Here is an 18,580-nt window from a genome sequence, read left to right on the forward strand (position 1 = left end):
CTAGCCCTCCGCAGATGCTGTATCAGTCACAAAACGATCTACGAGCAAACCATCTTGCATGTGCATTTGACGATCCATTTTTGCTGCCAGCTCTTTGTCATGCGTGACAACCAAAAATGCAATGTTTGACTCTTTATTGAGCTCGCGCATCAAATCATAGATAGACAGTGCCGTATTGTGATCTAAGTTCCCCGTAGGTTCATCAGCCAAGACCAGATCAGGTTTATTCACCAACGCACGCGCAATCGCAACACGCTGACGCTCACCGCCCGATAACTCGGAGGGTCTATGTTGCATCCGATGACTCAAACCAACTTTATCTAACAGCGCTTTAGCCGCCTGTTTTGCATCCGCTACTTTAGCACCGCCAATCATCAGTGGCATCGCCACATTTTCAAGCGCAGTAAAGTCAGCCAACAAGTGATGAAACTGGTATACAAAACCAAGGTGCTTGTTGCGTAATGCCGCCTGTTTGTTCGAGCTCAAAGCTGATAAGTTTTGCCCTAGAAAATCAACTTCACCATGAGTTGCGTCATCTAACGCACCTAAAATATGCAATAAGGTACTTTTTCCCGAACCAGAAGAGCCAACAATAGAAACCAACTCCCCTTTGTCGATATCGAAACTTACGCCTTTCAACACTTCCGTATCTAACGAACCCTCTCGGTAGACTTTACGAATATCACGACATTCTAATAGCTTATTCATAGCGAAGTGCCTCAGCAGGTTTAACAGAAGATGCTCGATAAGAAGGATAAAGCGTAGCAGCAAGGCTAAGAGCAATCGCCAACACCACCACTAAAAGAATTTGCATTGAATCAATCAAGATGGGTAGATGACCACCAAAGCTGAATAGCGCCACACCAGCAGATTCAAGAATCGCATTTAGATTAAGTGACAAGATCACGCCCGCAGCGCCACCAACAATCGCGCCAATTACACCACTGCTTGCACCTTGCACCATGAAAATGGTCATCACTTGAGATTGAGTCATGCCTTGAGTTTTCAATATTGCGACTTCTGATTGTTTCTCCATTACCACCATGATCAAAGCGGAGATAATATTGAATGCAGCGACACCCACAATTAGACCTAGCATAAGTCCCATCATGTTCTTTTCCATTTTCACCGCTTGGAAAAGCTCACCACGCTGTTCGCGCCAATCACTCCATTCCCATCCATCAGGCATGGGTTGGTCAGCAAAATCCGTCACCATAAATGGGTCAGAGAAAAAGACACGCCAACCAGAAACCGTGTCTTTAGGGAAACGCATCAGCTTAGATGCATCCGTCATGTTCACAATCATTAATTGACCATCAACGTCCGATCCCGTATTGAAAATGCCTGAGACAGTGAAGTTTCGCTGGCTAGGAATACGACCAAGTGGGGTAAACTGCGTCGCGTTGGTCACCATCAAGCGTACTTTATCCCCGATTGAGACCTTTAGTGAACGTGCCAAACTGTGACCCAAAAATACATTGTAGTCACCTGCTTGAAGTGACGATAATCGTCCGGCAATCAAATGGTTGCTAATCGGATTGCCTTTCTTAGGTTCAATACCGATGAGGTAACCAGCCGTCAGCTGTGCAGAACTCTGAATAACAGCCTCTCCTCTAACGATAGGCTCCGGCTGAGATTCACTCGACATCGCTTGAACAAATGGAGGGGCAGACTCGGTCATAGGCGTTTTTCCATCGTGTTGCGAAACAACGGCATGAGGTAGCACACCTAAAATGCGTTCTTTTAACTGCGATTCAAACCCGTTCATCACAGAAAGAACCGTCACCAACGCCATTACACCGATCGTAATACCCGCCGTCGACATATAAGAAACAAATCGGCTGAACCTATCTCCAGAGCGTCCCCGAAGATACCTTAAGCCAATAAACAATGAGATAGGATGATACATATAAGACAAACCAACTGGTTGTTTTGATATAAAGCTTTAGCGGATTATCTTACCTTACTCTTCTCATTAAGAAGACAAGAGAATCGCTAAATTTGTCAACGACATGCAATAAGTCTGTATTTAGGGCAAAAAGTTCAAGGACAAATCAGCTAAACTTGATAACTTCATTCAGTTAGCGATAATCAGTGCCCTATTTCTCTTTGTTTGTTGAGTGAACAGGGAGCGCTCACTGGCAAAAGGATCGACTATATGACAGAGCAAGAATACTTTACCGTCCATCATAACCTCACCATCAACGTCGAAACGTTGAGTGCGGACTTTGCTTTGCCAGATGAAGAAACATTTGCCTCCGAAATTCCAGCACCATTTATTGTCGCCAGTGAATTTAGTCACTTAGATATGTTGGCAGACAACGCGCGTCTAGAGCTGAAAAACAAAGAGTTAAAGCATGTGATCAACTTGCTTGATACGCAAAACGCGAAACTTAACCTCTTGTTGAGCTTTATGCTTTCACAACAAGATGACGCCTCCATTCGATATCAAACGACGCAGTTTGGTGCTAGTCAACTCAGTTTCCGCTCAGATACAGCGTTAACTACTCAACAACTCGTTCGTGTTAAACTGTTCCTCGATCACCCTGCTGCGGCGATTTACTGTTACGCTCAAGTAGAAGAATGTGATGCTTCAGAGCAAGATTTCATTATCACGCTTAGATACAAGATGCTCCGAGAATCTGATCAAGATTTACTGATAAAGGCGGCACTGTATCAACAACAAAAACTTTTACGTCAGCGCTCGATAGAGCGAGATAAAAAATAATTCCTATGACAAAAGCAACGATTCTTTCCGTCACCAACCCTTCAGAGCGTGGCGACAAAAAACAGCTAGGTAATTTGCCGGGCGCAGCTCTACCTCTAGCCATTGCAGAGCTAGCCAAGCAGCATTCGAGTCACTCTCTACTCGTTGTGCCTGACCCGCAAATTGCTTTAAAGCTTCAGGCAGAGATTGAGCAATTCACCGACCAAACGGTAAGCCTGTTCCCCGACTGGGAAACGCTGCCTTACGATAACTTTTCTCCGCATCAAGAAATCATCTCTGAACGTATCGCACGCCTATACCAACTGCCAAGTCAGCGTGATGGCATAACCATCGTCCCGGTCAGTACAGTATTGCAACGCCAATCGCCACGTGATTTTCTGTTGCAACACACTTTAATGGTGAAAACTGGTGATCGAATCTCGCTAGAGAAGTTACGTGTACAACTTGAAAATTCAGGCTACCGCCATGTAGATCAAGTATTTGGGCCAGGTGAATATGCAAGTCGTGGGTCTATTCTGGATCTCTTTCCTATGGGCAGCAATGACCCGTACCGCATCGACTTCTTTGATGATGAAATAGATACCATTCGCACGTTTGATCCAGAGAACCAACGCTCTATCGACGATATTCAGCAAATCCAATTGCTGCCTGCACATGAATTCCCAACCACTAAAGAAGCGATTGAAGATTTCCGTACACGTTGGCGTACCCAGTTCGACGCACGCCGCGAGCCTGAATCAATCTACATGCAAGTGACCAAAGGCACGTGGCCCGCTGGTATTGAGTATTGGCAGCCGCTGTTTTTTGACCATACCGAGACTTTATTTGAATATTTGCCAGAAGACTCTCAAGTCATCACATATGGTGATATCGAATCTGCGGTCGATACTTTCTTAACCGATGTCGAATATCGATACGACCAGAAAAAAGTTGATCCGCTGCGTCCTCTTTTGACTCCTGAACAGCTTTGGTTGAAAAAAGACGAACTTTTCAGTCAACTAAAACAGCTCCCTATCGCTCAATTGAGCCTAGATAAAGTGGTTAAGCGTGCCGGTCGTCAAAACCTACCCGTACAATCGTTAGCCGAGCTTGGCGTTCAGCAACAAAATAAAGAGCCGCTCTCGCGCCTTCGTCAGTTTAGTGAGCAATTCAGCGGAAAAATCGTTTTCTCGGTAGAGTCAGAAGGTCGTCGTGAAGCACTAACGGAGCTGTTGCAAGGCATCAAAGTTCGGCCAGTCGTATATGGCTCACTTTACCAAGCTCTAGACTCGGGTGATCGATTCAGCTTGATCTTAGGCGCAGCAGAGCATGGTTTCATTCACGAAGAGCTGAACTTCGCTCTGATCTGTGAAAGTGATCTACTCGGTGACCGTGTTATCCAGCGACGCCGCAAAGATAAAAAAGCCGTCAACAGTGACACCGTTATTCGCCATCTTGCGGAACTAAAACCCGGTCAACCTGTGGTTCATATTGATCACGGTATTGGCCGCTACATCGGTTTACAAACACTTGAAGCCGGTGGTATGAAAACGGAATACGTCACCCTTGAGTATCAAAACGATGCCAAGCTCTACGTGCCAGTTTCATCACTGAATCTTATCAGCCGTTATTCTGGCGGCGCTGAAGAGAGTGCGCCACTGCATAAATTAGGTGGTGAAGCGTGGGCAAAAGCACGTCGTAAAGCGGCAGAAAAAGTGCGTGATGTCGCGGCAGAATTGCTGGATGTATATGCTAAACGAGAATTAAAACCTGGCTTCAAATTTGAGCTAGATCGTGGGCAATACGCAACATTTAAAGCAACATTCCCGTTTGAAGAAACAGATGACCAAGCGATGGCCATCAATGCCGTCTTGTCAGACATGTGCCAGGCAAAAGCGATGGATCGCTTAGTGTGTGGTGACGTGGGCTTTGGTAAAACGGAAGTCGCTATGCGCGCAGCATTTGTCGCAACGGATAACAGTAAACAGGTCGCCGTACTCGTACCAACAACCTTGCTTGCTCAGCAGCATTTCGAAAACTTCCGTGACCGTTTTGCCAACTTACCAATCCGAGTTGAAGTACTGTCTCGTTTTAAATCTGCCAAAGAACAAAAAGTCATTCTGCAAGACGTTGCCGATGGTAAAGTCGATATTGTCGTTGGTACGCATAAGCTGCTTTCGAGCGACATTAAATTCAAAGATTTAGGTTTGTTGATCGTTGATGAGGAACACCGCTTCGGGGTTCGTCAAAAAGAAAAGGTCAAAGCAATGCGTGCGGATGTGGACATTCTTACCCTCACCGCAACACCAATTCCACGCACACTGAATATGGCAATGAGTGGCATGCGAGACCTGTCGATCATCGCGACACCTCCTGCACGCCGTTTAGCCATTAAAACCTTTGTTCGACAAAAAGAAGAGCCAGTGGTCCGTGAAGCGGTACTGCGTGAAATTATGCGTGGTGGTCAGGTTTACTTCCTGCACAATCAGGTTGAAACCATTGAAAAAACGGCAGAAGACTTACAGAAACTCATCCCAGAGGCACGCATTACCGTGGCTCATGGTCAAATGCGCGAGCGCGAACTTGAGCGAATCATGAATGACTTCTACCATCAGCGCTTTAATGTGTTGGTGTGTACAACCATCATCGAAACCGGTATCGACGTACCAACGGCAAATACCATAATCATGGATCGTGCGGACAATCTTGGCTTGGCGCAGTTGCATCAATTGCGTGGCCGTGTTGGACGTTCACACCATCAGGCCTATGCTTACTTATTAACGCCACATCCAAAAGCCATGACCAAAGATGCCATCAAGCGTCTTGATGCGATTGCTTCACTGGAAGACTTAGGTGCTGGCTTTACGTTAGCAACCCACGATTTAGAAATCCGTGGTGCTGGTGAGCTGCTTGGTGATGAGCAAAGTGGGCAAATTCAATCCGTTGGTTTTACACTTTATATGGAAATGCTGGAACAAGCAGTGCAAGCATTAAAAGAAGGCAAGGAGCCATCTTTGGATGAGCTGCTTCGTGAGCAAACTGAAGTGGAAATGCGAATCCCAGCGCTCTTACCAGATGATTACATTCCGGATGTAAACACACGACTGTCGATGTACAAACGCATTGCGAGTGTCACAAGCAGTGATGAACTATCAGAGCTAAAAGTGGAGCTGATTGATCGCTTTGGTTTGCTTCCAGACGCAACAAAGAACTTACTTGCCGTCTCAGAATTGAAAATTTCGGCTGGTAGTTTAAAAGCGAAAAAGATAGAAGCCCATGATAAAGGTGGATTTATCGAGTTTTACCCTGATGCTGACATAAATCCAGCGTATTTAGTTAAACTGCTGCAATCACAGCCGCAAAAATTTGCAATGGAAGGTCCAACTAAGTTCAAGTTTAGCGTACCATTGGTGGACCGACGTAAACGCATTCAGTTTGTTCAAGACTTACTGAATGATTTTAAACAGAATTTATTACCAACGAGCTAATAGTCGAATGAGAATACTGATCCCGTTATTGCTTCTATGTGTCTCAATGCCCTCTTGGGCACAGCGCCAATTTGATATTGAAGTGATCATTTTCAAGCGAGCAGTCGACGCTGAAAGCACAACAGAATCTTGGCCGAATCAACTGCCAAAAATCGATATGGAAAATGTCGGTAGCCTAGAGAGTGAATCCTACCGCCGCTCTAAAGGCGTGACACTTTTGCCAAGTTCTTCTTTCCGTCTCAACGCGCAAGAAGCGGCACTAAATAATCATGCCGGCTTTAAAGTGCTTAAACACGTAGCCTGGCGTCAAGGTGACCGAGGTAAATCTAGCGCCCCAATTTTCCGCATCGTTGGCGGGCGAGATTTCTCTGATTCTTATCAAGCAGATGGCCGCCCAATCAATGGCAATAGCAATCAAACATTTTCCAGCGACGGTTACAGTGAAGAGACGGTCAATGGTCCTTTATATGAACTAGATGGTCGATTCCAAATATACGTACAGCATTACCTCTTCGCCGAAACAACACTAGATCTGCGCGAACCAAGTGTTAGAGAGGTGCGTTTTGAACCAACCTCAACTGAGCAATTGGCGGATGACTTAGGTGAAGTAGATGGTAACGTCCAAGTCGGTAACTTGGCAGAAATATCGCCGACAGTAACCGAAGAGAAATTCCTGAAGAGTTATCGAATGGATCAAAAACGTCGTATGCGTAGCAGCGAGACTCATTACCTAGATAACCCGTTGATGGGTATGATCATTCAAGTTCGTCGGGTTCGATAAGCACGAGCGGTTCGACAAAGCGCAGCAAAGCTGCGCTTTGTTTTTATCTGCTATACCTCAGTTATTCCTAACCAACGCAGAGCAAGGAAAATAGCTGCGTTCAAGTATAAATAGACAGCTTTCAATTTACTTACACTCAACATGGAAGTCGTATTAGTTTATGAGTCCAGACTTTGAAATCATTGCGCCCCGCTTAGCGCTCAAGCTCATCCCTGCTGAAGAAGCACATTCACTACAACGATTACTTGCAGAATCCCCTTCGCTGCACCAATGGCTTGACTGGTGTGATAAAAACGTCACATTGAAAACCGCGCAGGACTTTCTGTTGGCAACCCGTCTTAACTGGGTCAAAACTGAGGCTTTTGGTTTCGGTATCTATGAGCGGCAAAGTAACACTTTGGTTGGAATGGCTGCGGTTAATGAGTTATATCATACGTTTAATATGGCGAGTATTGGTTACTGGGTTGCCGACCGCTATCAACGGCAAGGCTATGCCCAAGAAGCCGTTAAAGCCTTAGCAGAATTCTGCTTCGCAAAGCTAAGTTTAACTCGACTAGAGATTGTTTGTGACCCCGACAACGAAGCTAGCCAAGCCTTAATTGAGTCCGTCGGTGCACAAAAAGAAGCCATCGCCAGAGACCGGTTTATTTTTCAGGGTAAGCCTAAAGATGGTGTTGTGTTCTCACTTTTACCGACAGATCTAACATAAACAAAAAGCCACCGACTTGCGGTGGCTTCTGCATTTTTTAAGATACAACACATCCACACAGAGTGGATTTAAAACCTTAGTGCAGCTTAAGGTTTGGACGCAGCACGCGATTAATGCGGCCGACGAGCATCATCAGACCGGTTTTGAATACACCGTGCAACGCCATTAGGTGCATGCGATACAATGAGATGTAAACGACACGAGCAATACGGCCTTCTACCATCATCGACCCTTTAGTTAGGTTCCCCATCAGACTACCAACGGTTGAGAAGCGACTTAGAGACACTAATGAACCGTGATCTTTATATACATAGTCTTTCAACTCGCGCCCGTTGATCTTCGCGACGATGTTACTAAATGCCTGGCTTGCCATTTGGTGTGCAGCTTGAGCGCGTGGCGGCACGAACGAACCGTCAGACTGGGTGCATTGTGCTAAGTCCCCAATAACAAAGATGTCATCATCTCGTGTTGTCTGTAGTGTGTTTTTCACTACAAGCTGATTGATACGGTTCGTTTCTAAGCCAGCGATATCTTTAATAAAGTCTGGAGCTTTGATACCCGCAGCCCAAACCATGATTTGAGCTGGGATCTTCTCACCATCTTTTGTAGTAAGGCCATCTTTTTCAGCTTTAGTCACCATAGTGGCGGTGCGCACGTTTACGCCCAACTTCACCAACTCTTGATGAGCAGCAGAAGAGATTCGTGGAGGTAACGCTGGTAAAATACGCTCACCTGCTTCAATCAGATTGACGTTCAACTTGCTAGAGTCAAGATCACCGAAGCCATAAGTGCGCAGCTCTTTAACAGCATTATGTAACTCAGCTGATAGTTCAACGCCAGTTGCACCAGCACCAACAATCGCAATATCGACCGTACCGTTACCGTTTTTCGCGTGCAGCTTTAGGAACTCGTTGTTCATTTCTGTACGGAAACGGTGTGCTTGCTCAGGGCTGTCTAGGAAAATACAGTTTTCACGAACGCCAGGCGTGTTGAAGTCGTTTGATGTCGAGCCAATTGCCATCACTAGAATGTCGTATTCTAGCTCACGGCTTGGCATAAGAAGTTCACCGTGTTCGTCTTTAAGCTCACTTAAGATGATCACTTTACGTTCACGGTCGATGTCTTGAAGACTACCCATTTGGAAGTCGAAGCTGTGGTTTTTTGCATGAGCTCGATAGCTCAGTGCATCTACTCCTTCGTCCAAAGAACCTGTAGCAACCTCATGCAATAATGGCTTCCACAAGTGGCTCGCTTTTCGATCGACTAGCGTAATTTGCGCACGGTTTTTGCGACCTAGAGTTCGACCAAGCTTAGTTGCCAACTCAAGACCACCTGCACCGCCGCCTACAACGATAATGCGTGTCACAATGATTTTCCTCTACAAAAATGAATATATGGGGTTCAGCTCGATGCATGACTCACAAACATTTGTGGCATCCATCCAACCGATGAATTCTTGGTTCTTAGAGGTGTCTCAATTACTTGGATTAAAAAACTGCCACTCACCTTGATTCTTTATCTATCAATGACTTGTCAGGGTTTGGCACGTTTATCTGGTACGCATACGACGCCAGAATTTTTGGGCAAGTTTATTACTCGCTCTCAATTTTTTTTGATATTTATCAAATTATTTTAGTCCGGTTCATTATATAGAGACCAACTTTGAAGGCAACCAAAATCCGTGTAACGAGTACGGATTGACTACTTTTCGACTACTCTACAACAAGGTGTTCGTGCTACATAGGAGGGAAGTAAGAAAACGGTAAGGAGAACACAATATTCAAAGCGTTAAACCAAGAAAATGTGCCTTTCAAAGAGACAGTGGCTCGGCATACTCAAGAGAAGGAATCGCAGCAAAGCAGCCGATAAAAACGCCGCTTTACTGTCTACACTCAACATTAATAAGTATTTTTAAATGCCTTTATCGCTTGTAAATGATGAGAGATTTTTTTGAACTTATGAGACTGAGTTTCATCCCAAATGATTTGATAGTGTTTTTCTAGCTCAGCTGCCGTTTTCGAGTTGTCATGCACTTCATCATCTTTAGAGAGAATCACTAAGCAGTGAGCTTGATTTTTCGCTCGGAACTGATCAACACATTTTGTTGCGATATCTTCGTACTCTTCTGGGCGATCGATTCGACCAGCCATCGTTTTTTCTGGGTGCAAGTTCGGGTTGAACATCACTTGCTTGATACCGCATAGAAAACCAATTCGCTCAGACCAGTAACCACCTAAACCAACCCCACAGATTAACGGGTTTGGGTCATCAGATTGATCGATAACTTTAGACACTTCTTTTAACAAGTGTTGCATGTCGTGCTTTGGGTGAAGGGTGCTGTAATTGATAAAACGAACGTCGTCGTCGATAAATTGCAGTTGAAGAACTTTTTCGTGGTTACCCGGGCTTGTACTGTCAAAGCCGTGTAAGTAAATAATCATGTGTACCTCTCCCTGTGTGTATCTGGTACTTTTATTAAAACTACCACTATTTCCTTACTGTTAAAGGGGAAAATATCACGAGTTCTCAAAACAGTGATCTTCCATACACAATGAGCCTTTCAACTCATACGCACTGTTTAAGTATTGTTCAGTTCCCCACAATTTATAGGCAAGTAGATACCAGAGCATCGCCATCACCAAGGTTCTTGGTTGCCAAGCGTGTACACCTCTCAGCCAAAGAGACACATCTTCGATACCTCGAATTTGGCAATACTGCTTTACCGCTTCTTCCACAGGCGCATTCGCGACCTGAATAGTTAAGGTCAAATCAAGCCTAGGGTCAGCAATCCCGGCATACTCCCAATCAATGACTTTCACCCCATTCTCTCCTCGCACTAGGTTATAACACCCCAGATCGAAGTGACATAGGGCAAGTGGAATAGGTTCAACGTTCGGTCCCGTGCGCCACTTCATGTACAAAGCCTCAAACTCCGTACCCACATACTGACCATCAAGCTCAAGCCAATAATGATCGATGCGAGAAATATATGAAAATGGAACCAAAGGAATTGCGCTTATCGGATATTGATGAATCTTCGCCGCAATGGATAATAAATCGCTTAGTGCTAAGCCTGATTCCGTCAGTACCTCTCCTTCTATCCATTCCACCAGCAACCCTTGCTCATGAATAAAAACTGGCTTGGGGCCAATTTCCAATGAAGAGACTGCATTCAGCACTTGATATTCACTGTGACGAGAAATTGAAAAAGCCTTGCAGACATGACTGGTCGGTCGCCAGATGTATGCAAGGCCTTGAGAAGATTCCAACCGCCAACAGCGGTTGGTTAGCCCCCCGGTAACAGTTTGTACTTTTACCGGAGGCTCCGTAAAGAAGCCATCGAGAGCATTAAGACTCGGATCTAACTGTTTTGCTTGTTGCCAAGAAAACCATGCCATTGATGACTTCTCCACCCTGTTCGATTAAAGACCGAATAGGCTCTTAGATTGCGCTTTACGAATTTCAGTTTCATCCGCCCACTCAATCAAACCTGTTTCTAGGTCCATTAGGCGCATGGTCATCTTGTAGTATACATCTTTATCGCTACCTGCATTTTTCACAATGCTAGATAGGTTGCCGTAAAGCATGTATTGAGCACCAACCATTTTACCAAATTGGATCGCTGTGCTTTGGTTAACAAGCTCATCCGTGTTTTGGAAGTTAAGTTGTTCACGCACAGACTCAACACGATCCATATCAACAAAACGGAACTTACCTGAGTTCAACATCTTAGTAGAGATCGTGTCAGTAATGGATTCAGTGTCAATATGTTCACTGGTTTTGTTCTTAATTCGCTCAACAAAAACGATAGGACGTTGGTCACGAGTAATTGCTGCTACAGAGCCCGACATCATCATGCTATCCACCATTTCAGCCGCGATTTTTTGTAAATCTGTTGAGCCAAAATCGATAGTCGTGGTTTCTGTTGCTTGCGCATCGCCGTAAGAGACTTTGTTAGAACAGCCACCTAAAATGACGGCAAGACCTAAAAGAGCAATAATACTTTTTTTCATGAGAGTTCCTTAGTTTTTCAATACCAGCGCATCGTTAGCGCGGCAGCTTCGGCAGAGCCGTTAAGATTAATCGTCTTGTGCTTCTCTAATTTGCACACGGAATTTTGTGCCATTTGGATTCACAGTAACTTCAGATAACGTGACTTGCTCAAATCCTCGCACAATCATTTTTCGCCACGGACCAGGTTTGGTATTCACTTCTAAACCATTGTTGTCATACCAATAAAATCGGTAAAGAATGTGCTGATCACCTTTGTAATTGCTACTCAGCTGCACGACTCCTCGTGGGCGATCATCAACGTAAGTGGTGGTGATGTTGTCAACTAATAAGCGACTACCTAAAACGTTATCATTAAAGAATACTTTTTGCGTTTGGCCATCAATTCGAATACCAGCCGTGTTTTCGGCGCATCCAACTAAACCAATAGCCATTGCTAAACAAACAAGCCATGCTTTCATTACAGTCTCCCTAGCTGTTTATGCCACACGGTTGAGTGTGCTCCCTGACGAGATACCCATACCAATGTAGTCTGCTGTGCAGGCACTTCAAACTGGTAGGTTTGATCACCCAAGTTTAAACTTTGTGTTCCCGGTTTCACGATTTTTGAAGCCGTTTTCACTTGCGCTGGCAATGTTTGCCAACTTCTTGTATCTGGCTGTTCGGTCAATGTGTTCCATACATTGAAAAGTATGTTGCCCACATCATCGCCTTTTTTCGCCGCCTCTTTTCGGATTCGATCTTTTGCCCAAACACGAAGAGCTTGACGGATCACTATTGTAGTAAGACGTTCATTAAGATCGTTTTGCGCCATCGCATTAACATCAGTCAGCGTACTGGAAGGCAATACCTGACCATTTAAAACAACATCGCTAAAACGTTGAGCACCTCGGTTCTGATAATAAGGAAGCGCCAACGAATAAATCGCGCCATTATCGCGACTGTCGTAAATTGGTAAATCAATACGCCACCCTTTCATCGCCTCAACAACACCCTGCTCATCAATAACGATGACTCGCCCTTGTGACTGAGTTAATCCAGAAGGTGCTTTACCATACCGCTTCTCTAGCATGCGCAAGTCTTCACGCATGCCCAGCTTCTTAGCAGCGTATAAGGTACTTTCCACAACTTGCTTGTTGTCTGGCATTACAGCGAGTGCTCGTCGGTAATCAACATAAGCACTGTTTAAGTCTCGCGACGCTTCATATAACAAGCCAGAAAGATAGAACAGATAACCATTTTGTACCGCGCTTAGTTTTTTACCAGCATCAGGGTAGTTCGCTAACACACTGCCTAAATTGGCAGACATGCCTTGCTTGTTAAGGTCTTTCTCTGCTGCTTTTAGCTCTTTTTCACGCGCCTTTCTTGCCGCTTCCTGAACTTGATTAGCTCGACGCACTTCAACTAGTGCTCCTTCTAAATCGTTTTTCTGTAAGTAATTTAGTCCTAGATACAGGTGCAAAAAGCCAAGTTCGTAATCGGCGGGATGATAGTCTTGGAGATTGTCGTTCACTGCGAGAGAGCCGACGCTCGTTGCCGTGTCTGACACAGATATCGTCGCTCGATCTTGTTGGACACGTACGGCACGATCGCTGCTTTCTAGCGCATTCAAACTTGTCGGGTAATCTTCAGCAAGAAAAGAGATACGACCTTTTTCAAAATTGCCAAGTATCTCGCCACCCACTTCACTTGATTGAAGTTGTTTTGCTTTGGCATATTCCCCTGCAACAACGGCTTGATAAACTTCTTGATTCTGGTTGCTGTAATGGCTAAACAGATTGCCCGCAGATAAATTCGCGCAGCCAGAGGCCATTAAAGCCCAGCTCATCAGCCCTAACAGCTTTACACCTAGTTTCACATTTATCTCCACAAATGTGTCATTCGACAGGAAAAAGAAGTGGGTGAATCGCCACCCACTTTTAAAAGCTTAGCTCAATACCATTGGACCTAGAGGGCGGCCGCCTAGTAGGTGCATGTGAATATGGTAAACCTCTTGGCCACCATGTGGATTACAATTAACGATTAGGCGATAGCCGTCTTCAGCAATACCTTCTTCTTTCGCTAACTTTCTAGCAACAGTGAACAAACGCCCCATCATTGCTTCATCTTCAGCTTCTACATCATTCGTTGTTGGGATCAGTTTATTCGGAATAATGAGAATATGGCTTGGTGTGCGAGGGTTAATGTCGCGAAACGCAGTCACCAAATCATCTTGATAAAGGATATCGGCAGGGATTTCCTTGCGAATAATTTTACTAAAGATCGTTTCTTCCGCCATGAGGACTCCATTTTATAAACGTAATTAGACCCCAATTAGTATGCGCCAACCAAAAGCGGAGCTCAATAAAAACAGTGTTCACTTAACATTATTAATCAAATGCTAATTAACGAGGCTTTTTTTGTCGTGTGCGTCATAAAATGCGCGTCACAAACTGAATACAATCCAATGAATTTTGTTACTTTTTTAAGACAATTATTATTTTTATACCCAAGTAAACTCAAAAATGCTTGGGTAGCTTGTCTATTTTTGGGAGAGGAAACTCACTTATGCGAGGTTCAGTTATTAAAAGGATGTATGCCGGCTTTGCACTGATCATCATCCTATTTGCCGTCACAATTGCCATTATGATGGGAGGAATGAGTGATATTCACGGAAAATTTGGCACGGTATCTAAATCATCCCTACCGTTGGTATCGTTATCTAATCAAACCAGTGTTGAGCTGCTTTCTGCCGACAAATCATTTAAAGACTTCCTGACAACAGAGAATAAACAACGCATGGATGAAATGCGTCAGGAATTTGCTAGATCTCAACAGCGCTTCGAATCCACATTGGCTCAACTGAAAACCGCAAGCCAAATCTACCCTTCTCTTGCCGAACCGTTTTCACAGTTAAAAACGTTAGAGCAGAGCTATTTTACAGAAGCTCTAGAGGCCATGGACAACTACGAAGCAATGTTCGCGGCTCAAGAAGAAGTGCAAAAATCCTCACGCCGCTTCCAAAAACTGAATACCGAACTGTCGGTTGGTCTTAAAGAATATGTGGCAGATCAAACCAGCATTTCTGTCAAAGTCATGGCAAAGAGCTACTTTATCAAGTTAAAAGATGCCGAAGTAATTACCTCTGATGCCCTCGCCAGTTCCAACCCTGAGTTTGTTACGCAAGCCGTAGCTAAAAACCGCAAAGCAGTAACGCACTTGAATTACGCATTCCGCGGGTTGGTGACTCAACTTCCTGAGCTAGAAAAAGCATTTGGCGAATCTGTAGAGCAATTTACTCGCGACGTTGGTATGCGTGGCGGTGTGTTAGACCAACATAATAATTACCTCAATGCTCGCGCCGCTTTGTATAACAATATCGCCAACCTAGCAAATAAAGTGGATTCAACCATGGCGATTCTTGAGCAATTCACGACAACCGCAACAGATAAGCTCAATGAATCATTGGCAGATGCAGGTGACATATATTCGGCGGGTGTAACGAAAGCCATCATCATTGGCGTTATTGTCGTTTTACTCGCGACAGCGATTGGCTACCACATCGCACAAAGCGTTCGCGAACCGTTGACTCGTATTCTAAAAGTGTTAGAAGGCCTGACTGAAGGTGATATGACACAGCGTATCGATATTCGCTATAACAACGAATTCAGCCGTGTGAGTGGACACATTAACTCACTCGCCGACAACCTTCACGAGATCTTGGTGAAACTCAACGAAGCGTCAGAAAACCTATCGTCAACCGCGACAGCCAACGAACGCACCTCTTCGCAAGCACAAATTAAATTGAGCTCTCAACGCGAACAAACGGCAAACGTCGCTACCGCGATGACAGAAATGTCTCATTCAGTGCAGGAAGTCGCGCAAAGTGCGCAAGGCTCGCTAGAAATGGTGCAACGCGTCGAATCTGCCTCTGAAGAAGGCAGAAATGTTATGAGCAGTAACATCTCAACCATTAATCAACTAGAAACACGTTTGAACGAATCGGTCTCCGCAGTTTCTGAGCTACAAAAGATGAGTGGTCAAATTGGATCTATCCTTGATGTGATCCGCAACATTGCGGAGCAAACCAACCTACTGGCATTGAACGCGGCAATTGAAGCGGCTCGCGCTGGTGAACAAGGTCGCGGCTTCGCGGTAGTGGCAGATGAAGTACGAGTACTCGCATCAAGAACGACTCAATCAACCACTGAAATTGAATCTATGATCAGTAATCTGCAATCCAGCTCACAATCGGCAAACCAAGTCATACAAAGCTGTATGAGCGATATGGAGATGTCGGTTGAGCAAGCGTCAAAAGCGAACAGCTCAATGGAAGAGATCCAGGCGCTAATCATTGAGATCAGCCAAATGAGTACGCACATTTCACAAGCAGCAGCAGAGCAAAGTGAAACATCAACAGACATTGCTCGCAGCATTGAAGATATTAACAGCATCGCCGATGAAAGTTTCCAAGCCATGTCGAGTATCGCACAAACCAGTGAATCACTGACCCACTTGGCTCATCAGCAAAATGAATTGGTCCACCGCTTTAAGTTATAAATACTTTATAATTAAGAGCATTAATTAGTGCAATCAACTGTATAAGGGCGACTTTTTGTTAAGTCGCCCTTGTTTTTTGTCGGCCATGTCTACATATGATTAATAAGGCCAGCTCATCCCCTTGCACAACTCTTTTCGAGCGGCCTCATAAAAAGGAAAATCTATGGCTGTTCATGTTGGTATTATCGACCAAGACCCAGTGAGATTGGTCACTCCTCTATTAGATAATCGTACGCTAAGCACACATATCGTCTTCATCGGAGACAAGAGCCAGTTAGATATATTTGACCGACTGAGTGCCGTTTTAGATCAACGAGAAATTACTTCTGAATTTTTTGAAATTCCATCCGCTGTTAATACATCTCTGATCAAACAAGCAATTCAAAAACTGGCAAAAGACCTCCATGAACGCGGCGAAGATGTAAAATTGAACGCGAGCTGTGGTCTTCGTCATCGCTTGTTGTCGGTGTACGAAGTTTTCCGTACCTATCGCTGGCCAATTTTTGTGGTTGAGCCTAGTAGCGATAAGCTTTGTTGGTTATACCCTGATGGCAAAGAAGATACCCAAGTCGAAGATCACATTACGATTGCAGATTACCTCACTATCTTTGGTGCACGCGGCGAGTTTCACCACGTTGATTTACCACCTCTTCTTGATAAAAAATTGTATGAACTTGGTGAACGATGGGCCTCAAATGCGCTTGAACTTGGGCCAGGTCTAGCAACACTTAATTACCTTGCAACCACATGCCGCAAAGAACAAAAGCTTGATGTCGAGCTCTCCGAAAAACAGCAGGGCTACCGTGAGCTCAACATGTTGCTTTCAGATTTAGTAGAAGCAGAAATCGCCACCTATGAGAATGGCGTTTTAACGTTTGCAGATGAAGATGCTCGACGCTTTTCAAACGGTGAGTGGTTAGAAACTTTGGTTCACAGCACCGTGAAGCAAATCCAAGACACCATGCCGACGATTCAAGATCGATCGTTAAATGTTCAGGTTTATCGCAAACTTGGTGAAAGTGAAGTACGCAATGAGTTAGATGTCGCAACAGTTGTAAACAACAAGCTGCACATCATCGAGTGCAAAACCAAAGGCATGAGAGATGACGGCGACGATACTTTATATAAGTTAGAATCGCTTCGCGATCTATTAGGTGGCTTACAAGCGCGCGCAATGTTGGTGAGCTTCCGTCCTCTTCGTCACAATGACATTACTCGTGCTGAAGACTTAGGGCTAGCCCTGATTGGCCCCGATGAGCTTAAAGATTTAAGAACGCACTTAACGGCTTGGTTTAAAGACGCGGGCGGTTCAGACGAGATCTAGTGCCATTAAGAAAAGCTAAAATTCACAACGATAAAAAGCAGCATTAATGCTGCTTTTTTTATACCTAAATTTTAGCTGTACGCCTTTCTATAAGTAGAAAAAAACCAGAGGTTAGCCTCTGGTTTTTTCTGTTTGTTTAAATGCCAACTATAGCGGCTTAAAGCATTTTACGCGCTGCTTCTACAACCACTTTAATTGAACGCGCTTCCGTTTCTTTCAGAGTTGAATGATCTGGAATCTCTTTTTGTGTACGGTTGATGATAACACCAGCCACACAACCCGCTTTTAAACCAGAGCTCGCACACATTGTTAGCAGTGTTGCAGACTCCATCTCGAAGTTAAGTACGCCCATGTCTTGCCATTCTTGCATAGAGCCTTGGAAACGCTTAACAACACGACCAGAGAACGTATCGTAACGTTCTTGACCAGGGTAGAACGTGTCGCTTGATGCAGTCACACCCATGTGAACTGTAGCGCCAGACTCTTCTACCGCTGCTTTCATTGCGGTTGCTACTTCAAAGTCAGCAACTGCTGGGAATTCCATAGGAGCAAAGTGTAGGCTCGCACCGTCAAGACGAACTGACCCCGTCGTTACGATCATGTCACCCACGTTTACATGCGGTTGAATTGCACCCGTTGTACCAACACGTAGGAAAGTGCGAACACCAAGCTGTGCCAATTCCTCAACTGCGATAGAGGTAGAAGGACCACCAATACCTGTAGAACAAACCACAACAGGTTTACCGTCTAGCTCTGCACGGTATAGCGTGTATTCACGATGGCTTGCTAGAAATACTGGATTTTCCATTTGTTCTGCGATTTTTTGAACACGCGCTGGGTCACCAGGAATGATCGCTAGAGTCGCACCATTAAGATCAGCTTCAGTAACACCTAAATGGAATACAGCTTGAGACATAAGTCGCTCCTTATTGTGGCTTATTTTATGAACAATAAGCTCATTAATCAGTTATTGGGTACAGATGCACTGTAGCGAACCTTTCACCAACATAGAGTGATCACA

General features: G+C 44.7%; 16 protein-coding genes. 6 read left to right on the forward strand and 10 right to left on the reverse strand.

Annotated features, from left to right (window positions below):
• Window positions 1-708 (reverse strand): lipoprotein-releasing ABC transporter ATP-binding protein LolD, encoded by a 708-nt coding sequence (gene lolD, locus R7P69_RS09960; RefSeq protein WP_005378457.1) that lies wholly within the window; start codon window positions 706-708, stop codon window positions 1-3.
• Window positions 701-1,909, reverse strand: a complete 1,209-nt coding sequence (gene lolC / locus R7P69_RS09965) for a lipoprotein-releasing ABC transporter permease subunit LolC (protein ID WP_238952254.1) — start codon at window positions 1,907-1,909, stop codon at window positions 701-703. Before lolC ends, lolD begins: the two co-directional genes overlap by 8 nt.
• A 249-nt stretch (window positions 1,910-2,158) precedes the next feature.
• Between lolC and R7P69_RS09970 the strand changes: the two genes are divergently transcribed.
• The 4 genes from R7P69_RS09970 (at window position 2,159) to R7P69_RS09985 (ending at window position 7,685) form a co-directional block, all read left to right on the forward strand.
• On the forward strand, window positions 2,159-2,728 hold the full coding sequence (locus R7P69_RS09970) for a PilZ domain-containing protein (protein WP_203345768.1): 570 nt from the start codon (window positions 2,159-2,161) through the stop codon (window positions 2,726-2,728).
• 5 nt (window positions 2,729-2,733) lie between these two features.
• The gene (mfd, locus tag R7P69_RS09975) at window positions 2,734-6,195 is read left to right on the forward strand and encodes a transcription-repair coupling factor (protein ID WP_238952253.1); all 3,462 of its coding nucleotides are present in this window, start codon (window positions 2,734-2,736) and stop codon (window positions 6,193-6,195) included.
• A 7-nt stretch (window positions 6,196-6,202) separates the two neighbouring features.
• On the forward strand, window positions 6,203-6,976 hold the full coding sequence (locus tag R7P69_RS09980) for a peptidoglycan binding protein CsiV (protein ID WP_005387825.1): 774 nt from the start codon (window positions 6,203-6,205) through the stop codon (window positions 6,974-6,976).
• A 160-nt stretch (window positions 6,977-7,136) separates the two neighbouring features.
• Window positions 7,137-7,685, forward strand: a complete 549-nt coding sequence (locus R7P69_RS09985) for a GNAT family N-acetyltransferase (protein ID WP_238952252.1) — start codon at window positions 7,137-7,139, stop codon at window positions 7,683-7,685.
• Between the two features lie 76 nt (window positions 7,686-7,761).
• On the opposite strand, the gene R7P69_RS09990 is transcribed toward R7P69_RS09985, so the two are convergent.
• From R7P69_RS09990 to hinT, 7 genes are all read right to left on the reverse strand, one after another.
• Window positions 7,762-9,051 carry an NAD(P)/FAD-dependent oxidoreductase gene (locus R7P69_RS09990; RefSeq protein ID WP_005378463.1) on the reverse strand — a complete coding sequence of 430 codons (1,290 nt, stop codon included), beginning with the start codon at window positions 9,049-9,051 and terminating at the stop codon, window positions 7,762-7,764.
• A 532-nt stretch (window positions 9,052-9,583) separates the two neighbouring features.
• On the reverse strand, window positions 9,584-10,126 hold the full coding sequence (ycfP, locus tag R7P69_RS09995) for an alpha/beta hydrolase YcfP (RefSeq protein WP_005378464.1): 543 nt from the start codon (window positions 10,124-10,126) through the stop codon (window positions 9,584-9,586).
• Window positions 10,127-10,201: 75 nt separating this feature from the next.
• Window positions 10,202-11,083 (reverse strand): thiamine kinase, encoded by an 882-nt coding sequence (gene thiK / locus R7P69_RS10000; protein WP_238952251.1) that lies wholly within the window; start codon window positions 11,081-11,083, stop codon window positions 10,202-10,204.
• Window positions 11,084-11,107: 24 nt separating this feature from the next.
• Window positions 11,108-11,698: a penicillin-binding protein activator LpoB gene (lpoB, locus tag R7P69_RS10005; RefSeq protein ID WP_005378467.1), complete on the reverse strand. Its 591-nt coding sequence runs from the start codon at window positions 11,696-11,698 to the stop codon at window positions 11,108-11,110.
• Between the two features lie 66 nt (window positions 11,699-11,764).
• The gene (locus tag R7P69_RS10010; protein ID WP_005378469.1) at window positions 11,765-12,157 is read right to left on the reverse strand and encodes a YcfL family protein; all 393 of its coding nucleotides are present in this window, start codon (window positions 12,155-12,157) and stop codon (window positions 11,765-11,767) included.
• A complete protein-coding gene (locus R7P69_RS10015; protein ID WP_025766940.1) occupies window positions 12,157-13,554 on the reverse strand; it encodes a COG3014 family protein in 1,398 nt (465 codons plus the stop codon). Before R7P69_RS10015 ends, R7P69_RS10010 begins: the two co-directional genes overlap by 1 nt.
• A 69-nt stretch (window positions 13,555-13,623) precedes the next feature.
• The gene (hinT, locus tag R7P69_RS10020) at window positions 13,624-13,974 is read right to left on the reverse strand and encodes a purine nucleoside phosphoramidase (RefSeq protein ID WP_005378473.1); all 351 of its coding nucleotides are present in this window, start codon (window positions 13,972-13,974) and stop codon (window positions 13,624-13,626) included.
• A 269-nt stretch (window positions 13,975-14,243) separates the two neighbouring features.
• Here hinT and R7P69_RS10025 point away from each other — a divergent pair, with 269 nt between their 5' ends.
• Entirely contained in the window at window positions 14,244-16,235 is a 1,992-nt protein-coding gene (locus R7P69_RS10025; protein ID WP_206955010.1) for a methyl-accepting chemotaxis protein, read from the forward strand.
• Window positions 16,236-16,398: 163 nt separating this feature from the next.
• On the forward strand, window positions 16,399-17,559 hold the full coding sequence (locus R7P69_RS10030) for a DUF1887 family protein (protein ID WP_005378476.1): 1,161 nt from the start codon (window positions 16,399-16,401) through the stop codon (window positions 17,557-17,559).
• Between the two features lie 157 nt (window positions 17,560-17,716).
• Here R7P69_RS10030 and udp read toward each other — a convergent pair whose 3' ends face one another.
• Window positions 17,717-18,475 carry a uridine phosphorylase gene (udp, locus tag R7P69_RS10035; protein WP_005378479.1) on the reverse strand — a complete coding sequence of 253 codons (759 nt, stop codon included), beginning with the start codon at window positions 18,473-18,475 and terminating at the stop codon, window positions 17,717-17,719.
• Window positions 18,476-18,580: the final 105 nt, after the last annotated feature.

The organism is Vibrio sp. 661, assembly GCF_033339315.1.
GTDB classification, from domain to species: Bacteria; Pseudomonadota; Gammaproteobacteria; order Enterobacterales; family Vibrionaceae; genus Vibrio; species Vibrio alginolyticus.